Source organism: Sphaerisporangium sp. NPDC049457, from assembly GCF_055586705.1.
The window spans coordinates 380,278-395,970 of sequence record NZ_JBVJHR010000001.1 but is presented as its reverse complement, the minus strand read 5'-3'; the positions used below and the strand labels follow the sequence as shown (position 1 = coordinate 395,970).

The 15,693-nt window shown below is 72.9% G+C and carries 13 protein-coding genes and 1 riboswitch; of the genes, 6 read left to right on the top strand and 7 right to left on the bottom strand.

Annotated elements, in window-relative coordinates; translation table 11 throughout:
* Positions 1 to 181 precede the first annotated feature (181 nt).
* The 5 genes from ACZ6QO_RS01695 to ACZ6QO_RS01675 form a co-directional block, all read right to left on the bottom strand.
* Positions 182 to 838, bottom strand: a complete 657-nt coding sequence (locus ACZ6QO_RS01695; protein WP_465846639.1) for a phosphoribosyltransferase — start codon at positions 836 to 838, stop codon at positions 182 to 184.
* A gap of 204 nt (positions 839 to 1,042) precedes the next feature.
* Entirely contained in the window at positions 1,043 to 2,152 is a 1,110-nt protein-coding gene (rsgA, locus tag ACZ6QO_RS01690) for a ribosome small subunit-dependent GTPase A (RefSeq protein WP_465846637.1), read from the bottom strand.
* A gap of 236 nt (positions 2,153 to 2,388) precedes the next feature.
* Positions 2,389 to 3,642, bottom strand: a complete 1,254-nt coding sequence (glyA, locus tag ACZ6QO_RS01685; protein WP_465846635.1) for a serine hydroxymethyltransferase — start codon at positions 3,640 to 3,642, stop codon at positions 2,389 to 2,391.
* A gap of 22 nt (positions 3,643 to 3,664) precedes the next feature.
* A riboswitch (ZMP/ZTP riboswitch) is annotated at positions 3,665 to 3,748 on the bottom strand.
* Between the two features lie 5 nt (positions 3,749 to 3,753).
* Complete coding sequence (locus tag ACZ6QO_RS01680) at positions 3,754 to 4,785, bottom strand: YihY/virulence factor BrkB family protein (RefSeq protein ID WP_465846634.1); 1,032 nt, start codon at positions 4,783 to 4,785, stop codon at positions 3,754 to 3,756.
* 187 nt (positions 4,786 to 4,972) lie between these two features.
* Positions 4,973 to 6,094, bottom strand: a complete 1,122-nt coding sequence (locus ACZ6QO_RS01675; RefSeq protein ID WP_465846633.1) for an FAD-dependent monooxygenase — start codon at positions 6,092 to 6,094, stop codon at positions 4,973 to 4,975.
* Between the two features lie 156 nt (positions 6,095 to 6,250).
* Here ACZ6QO_RS01675 and ACZ6QO_RS01670 point away from each other — a divergent pair, with 156 nt between their 5' ends.
* From ACZ6QO_RS01670 to ACZ6QO_RS01645, 6 genes are all read left to right on the top strand, one after another.
* Positions 6,251 to 7,393: a TetR/AcrR family transcriptional regulator C-terminal domain-containing protein gene (locus tag ACZ6QO_RS01670; protein ID WP_465846632.1), complete on the top strand. Its 1,143-nt coding sequence runs from the start codon at positions 6,251 to 6,253 to the stop codon at positions 7,391 to 7,393.
* A gap of 263 nt (positions 7,394 to 7,656) precedes the next feature.
* Entirely contained in the window at positions 7,657 to 8,460 is an 804-nt protein-coding gene (locus ACZ6QO_RS01665; RefSeq protein ID WP_465846630.1) for a TIGR03084 family metal-binding protein, read from the top strand.
* 363 nt (positions 8,461 to 8,823) lie between these two features.
* Positions 8,824 to 10,506 (top strand): nitrite/sulfite reductase, encoded by a 1,683-nt coding sequence (locus ACZ6QO_RS01660; RefSeq protein WP_465846628.1) that lies wholly within the window; start codon positions 8,824 to 8,826, stop codon positions 10,504 to 10,506.
* Positions 10,507 to 10,543: 37 nt separating this feature from the next.
* Positions 10,544 to 10,687 (top strand): Insertion element protein, encoded by a 144-nt coding sequence (locus ACZ6QO_RS01655; RefSeq protein ID WP_380840495.1) that lies wholly within the window; start codon positions 10,544 to 10,546, stop codon positions 10,685 to 10,687.
* Positions 10,688 to 10,763: 76 nt separating this feature from the next.
* Positions 10,764 to 11,492, top strand: coding sequence for a phosphoadenylyl-sulfate reductase (locus ACZ6QO_RS01650; protein ID WP_465846626.1), 729 nt, complete (start codon positions 10,764 to 10,766; stop codon positions 11,490 to 11,492).
* Positions 11,474 to 12,550 carry a sirohydrochlorin chelatase gene (locus ACZ6QO_RS01645; RefSeq protein WP_465846624.1) on the top strand — a complete coding sequence of 359 codons (1,077 nt, stop codon included), beginning with the start codon at positions 11,474 to 11,476 and terminating at the stop codon, positions 12,548 to 12,550. Before ACZ6QO_RS01650 ends, ACZ6QO_RS01645 begins: the two co-directional genes overlap by 19 nt.
* Here the strand turns inward: ACZ6QO_RS01645 and ACZ6QO_RS01640 are convergent.
* Together ACZ6QO_RS01640 and ACZ6QO_RS01635 are read right to left on the bottom strand one after the other, a co-directional pair.
* Complete coding sequence (locus ACZ6QO_RS01640) at positions 12,510 to 13,430, bottom strand: FAD binding domain-containing protein (protein ID WP_465846623.1); 921 nt, start codon at positions 13,428 to 13,430, stop codon at positions 12,510 to 12,512. The genes ACZ6QO_RS01645 and ACZ6QO_RS01640 overlap by 41 nt on opposite strands.
* Before the next feature lie 127 nt (positions 13,431 to 13,557).
* Positions 13,558 to 15,486, bottom strand: a complete 1,929-nt coding sequence (locus ACZ6QO_RS01635; protein WP_465846621.1) for a xanthine dehydrogenase family protein molybdopterin-binding subunit — start codon at positions 15,484 to 15,486, stop codon at positions 13,558 to 13,560.
* Between the last annotated feature and the right edge of the window lie 207 nt (positions 15,487 to 15,693).

The window sequence follows — 15,693 nt, the reverse complement described above, 5'->3', positions numbered from 1 at the left end:
TCCAGGGCCGCAATTGCCGCATGATCATGCGGGTGCCCTCCCCCCGGAAGACGCCCACCGCTCTCCCGCCCGCTGAGACGGGCGGCCCCCATCATCGTCGCTCCGAACGGGCGCGGCGCAGCCGGCCGGACCGCCGCCGCGCCCCAGGAGTTCTCCCCCGGCGGCTCACGCCGTCCCTCTGTCACGGCTCACGCCGCAGCAGACGCAGGACGTCCGCGTCGGTGAGCTGGTCGAACCGCTCATACCACTGTCCGACGGCGTGGAAGCCCGGCGGTGTGGCGAGCACGACGACATCGTCGGCCTCCTCGCCGAGCGCCTTCACCGTGCGCGACGACCCCACCGGCACCGCCAGCAGCAACCGGCGCGGCCCCGTCGCCCGCACAGCCCGCAGCGCCGCCCGAGCCGTCCCCCCGGTCGCCAGCCCGTCGTCCACGACGACGACGTCGCGTCCCGCCGTCGCGACGAGCGGGTGCTCGCCCCGGTAGGCCCTGACCCGCCTGGCAAGCTCGGCCCGCTCGCGCACGACCACCGGCGTCAGCTCCTCCGCGGTGGTCCCGAGCTGGGACAGAAGCTCGGCGTCGAACACCGGCTCTCCGCCCTCGGCGATCGCGCCCATGCCGAGCTCCGGCTGCCAGGGGTGGCCGATCTTGCGGGTGACCAGGACGTCCATCGGCGCGCCCAGGCGTTCGGCGATCGGCGCCGCCACCGCCACGCCGCCGCGCGGCAGGGCGAGCACGACCGGATCGGCGAGGCCGGCCTCGGCCAGGATGTCAGCCAGCAGGATCCCCGCCTCCGCCCTGTCGGCGAAGGGCAGGAACACCCGCCGGCCGTCGCCCATACCTTCAACCTACGCCTCCACCGGCCCACCCCCGTCCCTCGGCCACACCCGCGCCCGGCGGCGACGACCCGCCGAGCGCATCTCCGCGCATCTCCGCGCATCTCCACGTGTCCGCCACCGGTCCCGTCCCGGAGCCGTCGCCGCCGCACCGTGCCGTCACCCACGCGAGGGGCGCCGCGCGCGACGGAACGGCGCCCCCTCGCGTCAGGGACGGTTCCTGCCGCGCATGGACCTGTGGACGATCTTCCACTGGCGGGTCGCCTCCGACTGGAGGCGCGCGTCGCCGCGCCTGGCCATCCACGCCGCCTCGCGCTGGAGCTTGCGCCAGCTCTCCAGCCGGCGCTCGGGCAGCTCCCCCGACTCCAGCGCCGACAGGACGGCGCAGCCTGGCTCGCTGTTGTGGGCGCAGTCGGTGAACCGGCACTGCTCGGCCAGCTCGTCGATGTCGGAGAACACCAGGTCGACGCCCTGGCTCATCTCGTACAGTCCCACACGGCGGATGCCGGGCGTGTCGATGATCAGGCCGCCGCCGGCGAGCGGGATCAGCTCGCGGTGCACGGTGGTGTGCCGGCCGCGGCCGTCGCCCGCGCGCACCTGCTGGGTCTCCATCACCTGCTCACCGGCCAGCGCGTTGACCAGCGTCGACTTGCCCGCGCCCGACGCCCCGAGGATCACGGCGGTGCGGGAGCCGTCGAGGTGCCCTCGCACGACCTCCACCCCCTCCCCCGTGATCGAGGAGACGGCGTGCAGGTCGACGCCGGGGGCCGCCGCCGCCACGTCGTCCAGCAGGCCGGCGAGGTGCTCGCCGACCAGGTCGGCCTTGGTGATCAGCACGACGGGCCGCGCCCCGCTCTCCCAGGCGAGGGCGAGCAGCCGCTCGACCCGGCCGAGGTCGGCGAAGTCGGTGGCGTGCATGGCGGGCTCGGCGACGAACACCACGTCGACGTTGGCGGCCAGCACCTGGCCCTGGGAGTCGCCGGACAGGCCGTCCTTGGACACGCGCCGCACGCCGCCGCGCACGAAGGCGGTCCTGCGCGGCAGGATGGCCTCCAGCTCGTAGCGACCCTCGGGCAGCCGGTTGACGGCGGCCCAGTCGCCGACGCAGGGCAGCGCCACGGGGTCGGCCGCCGTCGCGCGCCGCAGGGGGGCGGCGTACTGGGCGTGGTGGTGCCCGTCGGCGGTGATGACGTCGGCGGCGCCGCGGTCGACGCGGGCCACCCGGGCGGGGACGGTGCCGCCCGGAAGTTCTGCGGCCAGGGAGTCGTCCCAGCCGAGAAAAGAGAGTTCATGACCAGAGGTGGTCAACTGAGGCACCTTTCGGAACAACCGGGTGCCTGCGGCTTCAGCGCGCGGCGGCCACCCGGGAGGAAATGAATCGGGGCATGGCGATCAGAAAGACCCGCATTACCCTCACCTCCCGCCGATCAGTGCCGCCGTCCCCTGTGAACGGCGAAGCCGGGCCCACTTTATCGCGGACCCGGCTCACACGGGCAACACATTTAGCCGCCGCGGCGCGCCAACCCTCATCGCGGCGGCGCCCCGGCGGCGGCTCAGCTCAGGCCGGGGGCGGGGAACTTGGCGGTCAGCTCGCTGACCTCGCCGTGGACGCGGGCGATGACCTCCTCGGCGTCCCCCTTGGCCAGCGCGGTGACGACCTCGTCCATCCAGGCGCCGATCTGCCGCATCTCGCTCTCGCCCATGCCGCGGCTGGTGATCGACGGGGTGCCGATGCGCAGGCCCGACGGGTCGAACGGCTTGCGCGGGTCGAACGGCACGGTGTTGTAGTTGGTCTCCAGGCCGGCCCGGTCGAGGGCCTGCGCGGCAGGCTTGCCGGCGACGCCCTTGGAGGTGAGATCGATCAGGATGAGGTGGTTGTCGGTGCCGCCGGAGACCAGCTCGAAGCCGCGGCCCGAGAGCTCCTCGGCGAGCGCCTTGGCGTTGACGACGACCTGGCGGGCGTAGGCCTTGAAACCGTCGGTCGACGCCTCGCGCAGCGCGACGGCGATGGCGGCGGTGGTGTGGTTGTGCGGACCGCCCTGCAGGCCGGGGAACACCGCCTTGTTGAGCGCCTTGGCGTGCTCGTCGTCGGTGGCCATCAGCATGGCGCCGCGCGGGCCGCGCAGCGTCTTGTGCGTGGTGGTCGAGATGACGTCGGCGTGCCCCACCGGCGAGGGGTGCGCACCGCCGGCGATCAGGCCCGCGATGTGGGCGATGTCGGCGGCCAGGACGGCCCCGACCTCGCGGGCGATCTCGGCGAAGGCCGGGAAGTCGATCGTGCGCGGGATGGCGGTGCCGCCGCAGAAGATGAGCTTGGGACGGTGCTCCAGGGCGATCGCCCGCACCTCGTCCATGTCGATGCGGCCGGTGTCCTGACGAACGCCGTACCTGACCGGGTTGAACCACTTGCCGGTGGCCGAGACCGACCAGCCGTGGGTGAGGTGGCCGCCGAAGGGCAGGCCCATGCCCATGACGGTGTCGCCGGGGTTGAGGAAGGCCATGTAGATGGCCAGGTTGGCCGGCGAGCCGGAGTACGGCTGGACGTTGGCGTGGTTGACGCCGAACAGCGACTTGGCGCGCTCGATGGCCAGGGTCTCGATCTGGTCGATCACCTGCTGGCCCTCGTAGTAGCGCTTTCCGGCGTAGCCCTCGGAGTACTTGTTGGTGAGGACGGTGCCGGTCGCCTCCAGAACGGCCTTGGAGACGTAGTTCTCCGAGGGGATCAGCTTGACGGTGTCGGCCTGACGGCGCTCCTCCGCCCTGATCAGCTCGGCGATCTGGGGGTCGACGTCCGCAAGAGAAGTCATGGCCCTACCCTTCGTTGGCTCCGGCGGAGACCCAGGCGCCCGGCCTCCGACCTCTTCGCTCCCTGGTGGTAGCCCCCACCCAGCCGCGCCGGTCACGTCGCGTTTCGACGATTAGACGATAGCGGACTCGCCGTTTCTGCCGAGCCCGCCACCCGGCCACAGCCGGTCCACTTCGGCGTTGAGCGTGGCCCCGATGAGCACCGCGAGCGCCGTGATGTACAACCAGAGCAGCACGGCGATGGGCGCGGCGAGGGAACCGTAGATCGACAGCGGCGTGAACCAGGCCGCCAGCACCTCGCGGAGCACCGCCGCGCAGACGATCCAGATCAGCAGCGCGAGCAGCGCCCCCGGCACCTCGCGCCACCAGCGGGTGCGCACGGGGACGCTCACGTGGTACAGCACGGTGAGGACGAGCACCGAGCCGAGCACGACCACCGGCCAGTACAGGACTCCCACCAGGCCGCTGTACTGCGGCAGGGCGTTGGACAGGATCGTCGGCCCGACCACCAGCACCGGGATAACGATCAGGCCGATGAGCAGCGCCGCCAGATAGAGGCCGAACGACAGGATGCGCGTGCGGATGATGCCCCGGGTCTCGCCGAGCCCGTAGGCGATGGAGATCAGGTCGACGTAGACGAACAGGGCCCGCGAGCCCGACCACAGCGCGAGCAGGAAGCCCACCGAGATGAGCGACACCTGGCCGCCCCGCAGCACGTCGTCCAGCAGCGGCCGCACCACCCGTTCGACGGTGTCGCCGGTGAACAGCAGCTGCGACTGCCGCAGCACCCAGCCGCGGGTCTCGGCCACGGTGCCGGGGCCGAGGATGCCGCTCATGTGCCCGAGCAGGCCGATGAGCCCGAGGACGAAAGGGGGAAGGGACAGCAGGGCGAAGAACGCGGCCTCGCCGGCGAGGCCGGTGACGCGGAAGTTGAAACCGGCCACCGTGGTGGCGCGGACCAGAGCCCACAGACGCGACTCGCGCATGGCGCTCCAGGTCTTGGATCCCCGGCCCCAGGTCCTGGAGCCGCGCACGGCCGTCAGGCCGGCGGCGGCGTTGCGCCTGGCCTTGGCCCTGACCAACCTCCAGCGGGTCGCCCGGCGGGAAGTGCCGGGAGACCTGGTAGGAGCGTCGGTGGACGTCATGGCATCCAAAGGTATTCGCAACATGGCTCTACCACGACCCCACCGTGTAACGATCTCCTAGCGTGGCGTCTACCCCCTGAAGCGCCGCCCTATCTGCCAGGCATGAACGACCTCCAATGGTAACCGCCGATTTCCAGCGAATAGCCGGAAAAGCCCAGGTCAACCCCGGCCAAGCCCCCGGCGCGGTTCACCCGTCCAGCGCGATCGCGTTCTTCGCCAGGTCGATGGACTCCTGTGCGGCGGGACCGCCAGGGTTCTCGGTGGCCAGCGCCTGGTTGAGCTCGGCGAAGGGACGCACGCGCCGCTCGTACCGGTCGAAGGCCCGCCGGTGGTCGCCGCCGGCGGCGGCCGGCTCGGCGGCCAGCTCGGCGGCCAGGACGTACGCGCCGACCAGCGCGAGGCTGGTGCCCTGGCCGGACAGCGGTGAGGCGCAGTAGCCGGCGTCACCGACCAGGGCCACCCGCCCGCGCGCCCAGGACTCGGCCCGGACCTGGGCCATCGCGTCGAAGTAGAAGTCCGGCGCCCGCCACATGGCCTCCAGCAGCCGCGGGATCTCCCAGCCCATCTTGCCGAGGCGGTCGGCGAGGAGCCGGCGCTGGGCGTCAAGGTCGCGGTGGTCGAAGGTCAGCGGCTCCGAGGCGAACCCGAGGTTGACCCGCAGCTCAGTGTTGCCGCGCGCGGGATAGACGCCGCCACCGGCGTCGCCGTCGCGGATCCACACCTGCCAGTCGTCCAGGTTCAGCATGTTCTCGGTGGTGTAGACGGCCACGTACATACCGAGGTGGTGGACGAACGCGCTCTCGGGGCCGAACGCCAGCCGCCGCACCGCCGAATGCAGCCCGTCCGCGCCGACCACGAGGTCGAAGACGCGCGGCGGGCCCGCCTCGAACTCGACGCGCACGCCGTCCTCACGCTGCTCGATCGCAGCGATCGAGTCGCCGAACACGTACTCGGCGTTCCCCGCCGTCCGCTCGTACAGCAGCCCGACGAGGTCCTCCCTCAGCACCTCGATGTCGTCGCCGTCCAGCGGGCCGCTGCTGATGGTGCGCTCGGTGGAACGCATGATCTCGGCGCCGTCGGCGTCCAGCATGGACATGCCGCGCATCGTGGTGCGCACGCGCCGCAGCGGCTCCAGCAGGTCCATGCGCTCGGCCACCTCCAGAGCCACACCGCGGATGTCGATCGCCTGCCCGCCGGGACGGAGGGCGGGAGCACGCTCCACCAGGGTCGGGGCGAGACCGTGGCGGTGCAGCCAGTACGCCAGCGCCGACCCCGCCACACCTGCGCCGGAAATGAGCACGGTGGTCATCTGTTCTCCTCTTGTCACGTTGTACGCGAATGTGAATGTACAACGTACGCCACCAGCATGACAACCACCTGAGCTGCTGATATGTACTAGTACAGGCGATGCGGCAGCCCCCTTCCGCTAGCATCTGTTCTAGAACAGAGGAGGAGGTGCGGAGTCGTGTCCAGTGCCGTTCAGCCGCCGTACCGGCGCATCGTCGCCGACATCCGCCAGTGGGTCGCCGAGGGGCGGCTCGCCCCCGGTGACCGCGTGCCTTCGACCCGGCAGATCGCCCGGCAGTGGGGCGTCGCGCTCGCCACCGCCGCCAAGGCGCTGAACACCCTGAGACAGGAAGGGGTCGTCCGCGCCCTACCCCGCGTCGGCACCGTCGTCGCGGAGCCCACCCCCGGCAGCACCGTCGTCGCGGGGCGTGCATCCGGCAGCGCCGCCGGCACGACCTCCGGCGCCCGCGTCGCGAAGTCCGGCCCCGCTACCGCGCCCGCCACGGACCCCGGCGCCCGCGGCGCGTCCGAGCCGGAGTCGCCCCGCAAGGCGCGCCCCTCCCCTTCGCCGGCGCATCCCGGCCGGGGGCGTCCAGAGCAGTGGCGTCCCGAGCAGGAGCTGACCCGCGAGCGGGTCGTGCGCGCCGCGATCGAGATCGCCGACGCCGAAGGGCTGGAGGCGCTGTCCATGCGCGGCGTCGCCGCCCGGCTCGGCGCGGCCACCATGTCGATCTACCGCCATGTCGCGGGAAGGGACGAGCTCACGCTGCTGATGGCCGACACGGCCTTCGGCGAGCACGTGTATCCGCCGCAGCGGCCGGCGGGCTGGCGGGCCCTGCTGGAGGAGAGCGTCCGCGCCATGTGGGCGCTGCACCGCCGCCACCCCTGGCTCGCCCAGCTCAGCCCGCTCACCAGACCCCTGCCGCTGCCCAACCTGCTGATGCACGGCGAACGGGTCCTCGCCGCACTCGACGGGCACGGCCTTACCCCGGTCACCATGCTCAACCTGCAGGTGCTGCTCTACAGCTATGTGCAGGGCCTGGCGGTGAACCTCGAACGGGAGGCCCACGCCCAGGCCGCCACCGGCCTGTCGGAGCAGGAGTGGATGGACCTCCACGGCCCGGCCCTGGGCTCCATCGCCGCCAGCGGCCGGTACCCGGCCTTCGCCGGGCTCATGGCGGCCTTGGCGGAGGACGGCTACGATCTCGACCTCGACGCGATCTTCGAACTCGGCCTGCGCACCATGCTCGACGGACTGGCGCCCGTCCTTGAGCACGCAGCGCCGCACCGGGCGGAAGGGAAGCCCGCCGGGCCGACGTGAACGGCCATCGGCGCGAGTGCCGTACGGCGGGGAGGCGGCGCGCCGCCTTGGTCGTCGTGTCAGCTGGTGTGGGACCAGACGAGCATGCTTTCGCGGGGCTCGTCGGCGGGCCGGTGCTGACAGTCGCACCAGGAGCCGCCCCGGCAGTCGTCGTGCCGGTGATCTTTGCATTCTTCGCAGATCACATCCCCTATTTTCCTCCTGTTCCTTCTAGAACAACACTCGGTTACGCTGACGCAAGCACATGCAACACGGAGGTGCCCGTGGCCGTCTCCATGTCCGAGCTGCTGACCGATCTCCGGGCCGAGAGCGCGGAGCTGACGGCCATGATCCGGACGCTGGACGCGGCGGGCTGGGAGCTCGCGACGCCCGCGAAGGGGTGGGCCGTGCGCGACCAGATCAGCCACCTGGCGTGGTTCGACGACGCGGCGACCACGGCCGCGACCGACCCCGAGGGCTTCCGCGCCGCGCTGCCGGCCCTGACGGCCCGGGGGGACGCCGCGGTGGACGAGATCGCCGTCGCGACGCGCAGCCTGTCGCCCGAGCAGGTCCTCGACTGGTTCAGGACGGCGCGCGCCCGGAGCCTGGACGCCTTCGGCGAGCTCGACCCCAAGACGCGGCTGCCGTGGTACGGGCCCGACATGTCGGCCATGTCCTTCGTCACCGCCAGGCTGATGGAGACCTGGGCGCACGGGCAGGACGTGGCGGACGCGCTCGGCATCGTACGGGTGCCGACCGCCCGGCTGCGGCACGTGGCCGATCTCGGCGTGCGCGCGATGCCGTACGGCTTCGCGGTCCGCGGCCTGGACCCGCCCGAGGACCCGGTGCGGGTGGAGCTGACGCTCCCGGACGGCACGCCGTGGAACCGCGGCCCGGAGGGCGCCGCGGACCTGGTGCGCGGCCCCGTCCTCGACTTCTGCCTGCTGGTGACCCAGCGCTGCGGCCTGGCCGACACCTCGCTGGAGATCCGCGGCGACACGGCGGCCGCGTGGCTGTCGGTGGCCCAGGCGTTCGCCGGCCCGCCCGGCGACGGCCGCCCGCCGGGCCGGGCGCAGGCCCTCACCTGATCGGCCGGCGGGCGACCCCAGTGGGGTGCCGGCACCCCTACCTGTACGTGGTGACCCCTACCAAAAGGGGCACCATATCCCAAAGTGTGGACCCGATATTGGACATCGCGCACGCGGCGGGTATCGTTTGGGGCATGCCAGCGGACCCGCTTCTCGTCGTGCGACGTCACGTCGACTTCCTGCGTGTCCGCAGTGCCATCTGTTGTGACGCTTGTTGACCGTCGCCCCCTGTTGACTCTCGCCAGCACGGGCGCGTGACAGGCGTCCTTTTCCATGCGCTCACGTCTCACATCTTGAGACGTCAGGCGGCCTGCTCACGAGCGTCCGTGCGACCCGACGACCATTCTCGGCAAAGGACGCCCCATGACCAGCCCGCCCCGGCCAGCCAGCCGCCACCACAAGCGCCCGCGTGGTGAAGGTCAGTGGGCTCTCGGTTACCGCGAGCCGCTCAACAAGAACGAAGAGAACAAGAAGAACGACGACGGGCTGAACGTCCGTCAGCGGATCATCGACGTCTACTCCAAGCAGGGCTTCGACTCCATCGACCCGGCCGACCTGCGCGGCCGTTTCCGCTGGTTCGGCCTCTACACCCAGCGCAAGCCCGGCATCGACGGCGGCAAGACGGCCGTCCTTGAGCCCGAGGAGCTCGACGACCGCTACTTCATGCTGCGCGTCCGCATCGACGGCGGGCAGCTCTCCCTCGCGCAGCTGCGCACGATCGCCCACATCGCCAACACCTATGCGCGCGGGACGGCGGACGTCACCGACCGGCAGAACATCCAGCTCCACTGGATCGAGGTCGAGTCGGTGCCGGCCATCTGGGAGGCCCTGGAGGCCGTCGGCCTGTCGACCACCGAGGCCTGCGGCGACACCCCCCGCGTCATGCTCGGCTGCCCGCTGGCCGGCATCGACGCCGACGAGGTGATCGACGCGACGCCCCAGCTCGACGAGACCGTCGCCCGCTACATCGGCGACAAGGCGTTCTCCAACCTCCCCCGCAAGTTCAAGTCGGCGATGAGCGGCTGCCCGGCCCACTGCACGGTGCACGAGATCAACGACGTCGCCTTCGTCGGAGTCGTCAACGAGCAGGGCGAGACGGGCTTCGACCTGTGGGTGGGCGGCGGCCTGTCCACCAACCCGATGCTGGCCAAGCGGCTCGGCGCCTTCGTCCGCCCCGACCAGGTCCACGAGGTGTGGGCCGGGGTGATCGGCATCTTCCGCGACTACGGATACCGCCGGCTCCGCCACCGCGCCCGCATCAAGTTCCTGGTCAACGACTGGGGGGTCGAGCGGTTCCGCGAGGTGCTCGAGAAGGAGTACCTCGGCTACACGCTGCCGGACGGGCCCGCCCCCGAGCTCCCGCGCGGCGGCCGCCGCGACCACGTGGGCGTGCACCCGCAGAAGGACGGCAACTTCTACGTCGGCTTCGCGCCCAAGGTCGGGCGGCTGGACGGCGACAAGCTGCACCTCATCGCCGACATCGCCGAGCGGTACGGCTCCGACCGCGTCCGCACCACCGTCGAGCAGAAGATGGTCATCCTCGACATCGCGCCGGACAAGGTGGACGGCATCGTCGCCGACCTGGAGGCCGCCGACCTGCAGGTCACCCCGAGCACCTTCCGCCGCCAGACGATGGCCTGCACCGGCATCGAATACTGCAAGCTGGCGATCGTCGAGACCAAGGGGCTGGCCTCGAACCTCATCGACGAGCTGGAGCGCCGCCTGCCCGACTTCGCCGACCCGCTCACCATCAACGTGAACGGCTGCCCGAACTCCTGCGCCCGCATCCAGGTGGCCGACATCGGGCTGAAGGGCCAGCTGGTCACCGACCCGAACGGCAACCAGGTCGAGGGCTTCCAGATCCACCTCGGCGGGTCCCTCGGCGTGAACGCCGGGTTCGGCCGCAAGGTGCGCGGGCTCAAGGCCACGGCGGACGAGCTGCCCGACTACATCGAGCGCGTCCTGAAGAACTACCAGAGCCAGAAGAACGACGACGAGACCTTCGCCGAATGGGTGCAGCGCGCCGAGGAGGCGGACCTCAAGTGAGGACCCCCGACCGCCCCGCCGCAGATGGGAGGGACGCGTGACCGAGCGCGCGGTCCCGTTCCACTGCCCGTACTGCGGCGAAGAGGACCTCGAACCCTATGAGGGCGACGGCGGCTGGTACTGCCGCTCGTGCGCCCGCGCCTTCAAGCTGAGGTTCCTCGGCATCGGCGTGCGTTCATGAACAGCGGCGAGCCCCGGGCACCCCTGTGCCCGGCGGCGCCCGCACACATTGAAGACCGAGGAGTAGTGAGCGAGTCATGACACTGGTGGAGATAGAAGCCGGCCTGGAGCGACAGCGCGGCGTGCTCGACCTGCGTGGCATCGTCGAGTCGGCCGCCGAGTTCCTCGAGGACGCCCCCGCCCGCGAGATCATCCGCTGGGCCGCGGCCACCTTCGGCGACCGGCTGTGTCTGACCTCCTCGATGAGCGACGCCCTCCTGATCGACCTGGTGAGCCGGGTCAAGCCGGGAGTGGACGTGCTGTTCATCGACACCGGGTACCACTTCGCCGAGACCATCGGCACGCGTGACGCCGTCCAGCAGGTGTACGACGTCAACCTGATCAACGTGAAGCCGTCCCGCACGGTCCCCGAGCAGGACCGCGAGCTGGGCCCGCGCCTGCACGGCCGCAACCCCGACCTGTGCTGCTACCTGCGCAAGGTGGAGCCGCTGAACCGCGCGCTCGAACCCTACCTGGCGTGGATCTCCGGCATCCGCCGCGACGAGTCGCCCACCCGGGCCGGCACCAAGGTCGTCGAGTGGGACGCCAAGCGCCAGATGGTCAAGGTCAACCCGATCGCCCGCTGGACGCAGGACGACGTCGACAACTACATGGCCGACAACGGTGTGCTGATCAACCCGCTGCACTACGACGGCTACCCCTCGATCGGCTGCGCGCCCTGCACCCGCCGCGTCGCCCCCGGAGAGGACGCCCGCAGCGGCCGCTGGGCCGGCCTGGGCAAGACCGAATGCGGCATCCACCTCTGATCGGCCCCCGGTCCTCGATCGTCCTGCCGGGTCGCGTGCCCCTGGTGGCGGTGGCGCACGGGTCACGCGACCCGCGTGCCTCCGCCACGGTGGAGGCGCTGCTCGAACGGGTGCGGCTCGCCCGTCCCGGCCTGGCGGTCCACGCGGCCTACCTCGACCACTCCCGGCCCTCGCTGCGCGAGGCGCTCGCCCCCTTGGACGACGCCGTCGTGCTCCCCCTGCTGCTCACCGAGGCCTACCACACCCGCGTCGACATCCCCGCCGCCCTGCGCGAGGAACGCGCCCGCCGCGCCGCCCGCCTGCGGGAACCGGCGTACCGCGTCTCTCCCTCCGCGCCGGAGGAGTGCGAACGGCGCGCCTTCCCGCGCGAGGAATCGGCCCGTCCCCGCCGCTCGCGTCCGCCGCTGCGGGTCCACCAGGGCGCCGCGCTCGGACCGCACCCATTGCTGATCACCGCGCTGGAGCGGCGGCTCGCCGAGGCCGGCGTCGAGATCGGCGACCCGGGCACGGCCGTGGTCCTGGTCTCGGCGGGCTCCAGCGACGCGGGCGCCAACGCGGTGATCGCCGCGATGGCCCGCGACTGGGGCCGCGCCCGCGGCTGGCACTCGGTCACCCCGGCCTACGCCTCCGCGGCCTCCCCCACCCCGGAACAGGCCGTCCTCCGCCTGCTGGCCACCCACCCGCCCTCGCCACCGCCCATCGACGACCCGCGCGACTCTTCGCCGCCGCCCGCCGGCGACCTGCACGGCTTCCCGCCGCCACCCATCGACGACCCGCACGGCTCCCCGCCGCCGAGTCCCGGCGGCGACCGCCTCGGCCCGGCCCGTCCCGAACGCCCGTCCCGCGTGGTGGTGGCCCCCTACCTGCTCGCCCCCGGCCACTTCGCCGACAAGGTCCGGCACACCGCCCTGGCCGCCGGCGCCCACACGGTCGCCGCCCCCCTCGGCCCGGCCCCCGAACTCGTCACCGTCCTGCTCGAACGCCACGCCCAGGCTGTGGACGCCTTCGGGCGCGACCTCACCGCGCCGGCGGGGGCCAGGCCTGTTCCAGGGTTGTGAGGACGGTCCCGGTGAGCAGGGTGACCTTGTAGGCGTTCTCGGGGGCCGGGGTGCAGCGGGCGGCGGCCAGGGAGGCCGCGCGGTCCGGCGGCTCGCCGGCCAGGAGGGCGTCCTCGACCTCGGGCAGGCGCAGAGGCACGCGCGCGACGCCGCCCGCGGTCACCCGGGCGAACGTGACGCGCCCGTCGTCCACGACCAGCCGCACCGCGGCCTCCACCAGCGGCCACTCGCCGTGCGCCCTGGAGGTCGCCCGGTGGTAGGCGGCACGCTCCCCCGGTAGCGGCGGCGGCAGGACGACGGCCAGCAGGACGGATCCCGGAGCGAGCAGGTGATCGCGCGTCGGGTCGGCGCCGTCCCCGTACAGCCGCTCGACGGGGAACGGATCCTCCCTGTTGACCTCGACCGTCGCCTCGCACCCGAGCAGCGCCATCGCCAGCGACGACGGGTGCGGGGCGACGCACGGCCCGGTGTGCACGACGGCGGTGCGCAGGGTGAGCCCGCGCCGGGCGGGGCAGCCGTCGCCGCCGCTCTGGTAGCAGGAGAACGCCGGGTTGCGGAAGTAGGCGCATCGGTTGCGTTGCAGCAGGTTGCCGCCGACCGTGGCCGTCCGGCGGATCTGCGGGGTGGCCACCGCGGCCGCGGTCAGCGCCAGGGACGGGTGGGCGGCGGCGATCCGCTCGTCGGCGGCCAGGTCGGCGATCGTGGTCAGCGCGCCGACGCGGACCGTGCCGTCGGCCCGCCAGGTGACGCCGGACAGCTCGGGCAGGCCGCTCAGGTCGATGTGCGGGCCGGCGGAGGGGCGCGACATCAGGTCGGTGCCGCCGGCGCGCAACTCGCCACCGAGCAGCGCCGCCCCTCCGATGTCGGTAAGGGAGGTCATCGGCTTTCGATCCCTTCCAAGGGCTGGTCGAGACGAAGGATCATCGGCCTTGGATCCCTTCCAGGAGCCGGTCGAGGCGGAGGGCCATCGACCTTCGATCTTCTCCAGGGGCTGGCCGGGGCGGGGGTCATCGGCCTTGGAGTCCTTGCAGGAGGCGGTCGGGGCGGATGGGTAGGTCGCGTGGGCGCCAGCCGGTGGCGTTGTGGACGGCGTTGCCCACCGAGGCGGCCACGCCGATCGTGGAGACCTCGCCGAGCCCGACGCCGCGCCCGTTGACGTGGTCCCATCCGTCGCGGTGGAAGTGCACGGCGATCTCCGGGCAGTCGCCGATGCCGGGTATGTGATAGTCGTCCAGACTGGTGGTGAGGACGACGCCGGTCACCGGGTCGACGTGGCGTTCCTCGTACAGGGCGTAGCCGATGCCCTGGACGACGCCTCCCTCGCACTGGCCGCGCGCCAGGCGTTCGGCGTAGACGCGGCCCACCGCGACGCCCGCCCAGACGCGCAGCGGCCGGACGGCGCCGAGACGGGTGTCGACCTCCACCTCGGTGACGTGGACCGCGCCGCTGAGCCCCCGGCCGAGCGCCACGCCGCCCACAGGGAACGGCGTGAGGTAGCCGTACCGGTCACGGCGCCGCCTGCCGACCACTCGGGCGCCGTCGGTCAGGCCCAGGCGGCGCAGCCGCAGCGCCGCGTCGCGCGCCGCGGGCGCCACGGACGCCGTGCCGCGGCTGCTGGCCGCCAGGGGACCGTGCACGGCGCCGGTCCTGCCGATCTCGACGCGGACGCGCTCGGCGGGCAGTCCCAGCTCCTCTCTCAGCACGGCGGCGATCACGCCGCGGACGCCCGTCCCGACGTCCTGGGTGGCGGTGCGGGCCACTACCACGCCGTCCTCGACGCTCAGCTCCACCTCGGTCGCGGGGTCCACGGCGTAGAACCAGTTGGCGGCGGCCACCCCGACGCCCCGGCGGAAGCGCCCCGACTGCGCGCCGGTCGCCGGACGGCCGGCCCACACCGGCAGCGCGGCGGCCCACTCGTACAGGGCCTGCCGCTTACGGTTGCCGTCCCAGCGGCGGCGCAGCGCGATCGGGTCCTCGCCGCGGCGGTGCGCGACCTCGTCCACGGCCTGCTCCAGCGCCCACAGCATGGGCGGCGCCCCCGGGCCGCGGAACGGCGCGCCGGGCGGCTCGTTGGTGACCACGTCGAAGTCGCGGAGCCGGCGGGGCGCCGTGCCGTACATCAGCCGGGCCTGCATCGCGACGCCCGACCCGACGGCCACGCCGCCGCGGCCGTGCACGTCCATGGTGAGGGCGGCGAGGTTCCCCTCGTCGTCGGTGAGCAGGGCGATGTCGGTGCGGGTGCCGGGCCGGTTGCCGGCGGCGGCGAGCTCCTCGTCGCGGCCGAGCACGACGCGCACGGGCGCGCCACAGGCCCGCGCCAGTTCGACGGCCGCGACGGTCTCGACGGTCATCCCCACCTTGGCGCCGAACCCGCCGCCGACGTGCTCGGCGACGACGTGCACCCGGCCGGGCGCCAGGCTCCACCGCTTGGCGGCCTGCTCGGCGACCACGCCCACGGCCTGGGTGGAGACGTGCAGGTGCAGGTCGCCGCCGTCCCACCGGGCCACGCACGCGTGCGGCTCCAGCGGGGTGTGCACCTGCACGGCGGTGGTGAACGCGCCGGTCACCAGGCGCGGGTCGCCGGCCGCCCGCGCGTCCTGGACGCGCCGCGCCGCGGTGCGCCCGCGCCTGCTCATCCGGGTGAAGGGACCGTGCACGTTGCCGTTCCAGGGGGCCGGCAGGGTCATCCCCTCGGCATGGCTGGGCGCCCGCTTCCGCTCGTCCTCGTCGTAGACGGACGGCGCGCCGGGCGCGTCGTCGAGCGCGGCGGGGAGCTGCTCGTAGGTGATCTCTACGGTCGCCGCGGTCGCGAGCGCCTCGCGCCGGCCCGCGGCGGCGACGGCGGCGATCGGCTGGCCCGCGTAACGGACGACGCGGTCGGGCGGCAGCAGGTCGACGACCACGCCGGTCGCCTCCCCGGCGGTTCCCCCGGCCACCTCCCCGGCGGTGTCCCCGGTTCTGTCTTCGGTCCTGTGTTCGGCCGGGACCGCGGCGGTGCCTCCGGCGGCGTCTCCGGCCGTGTCTGCGGCCGTGTCCGTGGCGGTGTGTGCGGCCGTGTCCGTGGCGGTGTGTGCGGCCGTGTCCGTGGCGGTGTGTGCGGCCGTGTCCGTGGCGGTGTGTGCGGCCGTGTCCGTGGCGGTGTG